Consider the following 2,412-nt stretch of genomic DNA (forward strand, 5'->3'; position numbering starts at 1 on the left):
GAGTTGGCCGCCGGCCGGATGCTCCACGCCGCGCAGCCGGTCAAGTCCGTGCCGCAGGCGGCCGACGTGCCGGCCGCGCTGGCCCGGGGCACCGCCACCGAGCGCCCCGCCACCGCACCGGCGCGCTTCGCACCCGGTCAACGCGTTCGCACCCGCGCCGGCGCCGTCGATCACCACACGCGTCTGCCGGGCTACGTACAGGGCAAGGTAGGCACCATCGAGCATCTGCATGGCATGCACGTCTTCGCCGATGCGCATGCGCAGGGACTGGGCGAGCAGCCGCAATGGCTCTACACGGTGGTCTTCGACGGCGCGGTGTTGTGGGGCGACGCTGCCGAGGCTGGCCTCAGCGTTTCGGTCGACGCCTGGGAAAGCTATCTGGAGCCTGCTGCGTGAACCCGATCCTCCGACTGCTGCCCGGCATGCCGAGCGACGACGGCGCCGAGCCGGTGTTCCGCGAGCCCTGGGAAGCCCACGCCTTCGCGCTGGCCGTGTCGCTGCACCAGCGCGGCCTGTTCACCTGGCCCGAATGGGCCGATGCGCTGGCCCGGCAGATCAGCGCCGCCCAGGCGGCCGGTGATGCCGACCTCGGCGACACGTATTACCGCCACTGGCTGGCGGCGCTGGAGACCCTGGTGGCCTCAAAGGGTGCGAGTTCGACGGCGGAACTTGAACGCTACCAGCGGGCCTGGGACCGGGCCGCCGACCGCACGCCGCATGGGCGCGCGATCGAGTTGCAAGAGCAGGATTTCGAGTGAGCCCTTGCGGGCCTCAGCGCTGCGCCCGCCCATCACCACCAGCACCCCGCCGACCACGATCAATGGCTATGCGCTTGACTATTTGACTTCACTCAACGGTTTTCTGGGGTTCGTACTGACCTCCGCCGTGCTGATCGCCATTCGAGGCCCAAGCGTTTCTGGTCGGGCAGACTGTCACGGTGGGGCGGAGCAACGCGCTGCGAGGCGTGCTTGGAAATGCGATCGGAACCTATTTTGTCGCCGTGATCGTTGCTTTGGGAATTGGCTCTCTGCTCAGGCATTCCGACCATGTCTTGACGGTTATTCGCTCGCTAGGCTCCGCTGTCTTGCTGGGCATCGGATTTCAATATCTGTTCTCTTCTGGACGATTGTCGACAAACGGGAGCATCAATCAGACAAAGAGCAAGCAATCATTGGTGGCAGGAATCATCGTGGGCGCAACCAACCCGAAAGCAATGATCATGTTTGGCGCGATAGTTCTCAGCTTCATGAGCGGCGGGACGGGCAGTCCTGTCTTGTCGTTGCTGGGCCTATCGCTGATACCGATTGGCCTTGGATTGGCCATAGACACGGCGTGGGGCACCGGCGCTCATGCGGTGAGCTCGAGCACATTGTTCGCCGAGAAGGCGATGAAGCTGTTCAATATCATCGGCGGCGGACTGACGGTATCGATGGCTATTCTGCTGCCAGTGGGGGCCTCAGCGTTTGCGCCCGCCCATCACCACCAGCACGCCGCCGACCACGATCGCACCGATGCCGGCCCAGACCGGCAACTCAAAGTCCTGCTTTTCCTTCACCGCCAGCTCCACCGGTCCGATCTTGATCTGGTGGGTCGACTTGGTGACGCTGACATGGCCGAGGGCGAGCGACAGGATGCCCGCGAAAATCAGGATGAGGCCGAGGATTCGGAATGGGGTCATGGTCGTCCAGTGCTTCGGAGCATTGTCCGACTGTAGCGCCGAACCCGGGGCACTTCACCCTTCACTGCTCGTCGGCCATCGCCATCAGCACGTCCAGCAGCACCGTCRCACCGCGCGCGAGATCCGAGGRCTCGGTGTGCTCGCGCGGGTTGTGGCTGATCCCGCCCACGCTGGGCACGAAGATCATCGCCGACGGGCAGATGCGGGCCATCATCTGCGCATCGTGGCCGGCGCCGGAGCTCATGCGCCGCGTCGAATGGCCGCGCGCCGTGGCGCTGGCCTCGATGAGCCGTACCAGCCGGCGGTCGAAGACCACGGGCTCGAATCGCACCAGACGGCGGGTTTCGACATTCACCGACTGCTCGGCGGCGAGCCGCTGCACGAACTCGGCCAGCTCCCGCTCGGCGCGCTGCAGGGCGGCATCGTCGGTGTTGCGCAGGTCGACCGTGACGGTCGCCCGGCCGGCAATGACGTTGACGAGGTTCGGATGCAAGTCGATGGCGCCCACCGTGGCGACCTGGCTGCCGCCAAGGCGCTGCGCCAGTTCGCGCACGAACACGGCGATGGCTGCCGCGCAATAGCCCGCGTCGTGCCGCAGGTGCATCGGCGTCGTGCCGGCGTGGTTGGACTGGCCCACGATGGTGAACGCCTGCCACGAGATGCCCTGCAGGTCCTCGACCGCACCTACGCCGACGCCCTCGGCCTCCAGCACCGGACCCTGCTCGATGTGGAGT

General features: G+C 66.1%; 4 protein-coding genes and 1 pseudogene. 3 read left to right on the top strand and 2 right to left on the bottom strand.

Annotated features, from left to right (window positions below; translation table 11 throughout):
- From AC1DY5_RS51505 to AC1DY5_RS51515, 3 genes and pseudogenes are all read left to right on the top strand, one after another.
- On the top strand, positions 1 to 396 hold a 396-nt coding region (locus tag AC1DY5_RS51505; RefSeq protein ID WP_478121995.1), incomplete at its 5' end, for an SH3-like domain-containing protein.
- A 26-nt stretch (positions 397 to 422) separates the two neighbouring features.
- The gene (locus AC1DY5_RS51510) at positions 423 to 758 is read left to right on the top strand and encodes a nitrile hydratase accessory protein (protein ID WP_478121998.1); all 336 of its coding nucleotides are present in this window, start codon (positions 423 to 425) and stop codon (positions 756 to 758) included.
- 206 nt (positions 759 to 964) lie between these two features.
- Positions 965 to 1,384, top strand: a pseudogene (locus AC1DY5_RS51515) (LysE family translocator); the annotation flags it as partial.
- A 72-nt stretch (positions 1,385 to 1,456) separates the two neighbouring features.
- On the opposite strand, the gene AC1DY5_RS51520 reads toward AC1DY5_RS51515, so the two are convergent.
- Together AC1DY5_RS51520 and AC1DY5_RS51525 are read right to left on the bottom strand one after the other, a co-directional pair.
- On the bottom strand, positions 1,457 to 1,678 hold the full coding sequence (locus AC1DY5_RS51520) for a hypothetical protein (protein ID WP_478121996.1): 222 nt from the start codon (positions 1,676 to 1,678) through the stop codon (positions 1,457 to 1,459).
- 61 nt (positions 1,679 to 1,739) lie between these two features.
- A partial coding sequence (locus AC1DY5_RS51525; RefSeq protein WP_478121997.1) for a hydantoinase/carbamoylase family amidase occupies positions 1,740 to 2,412 on the bottom strand: 673 nt, incomplete at its 5' end.

Source organism: Variovorax sp. P4_D9, assembly GCF_056401695.1.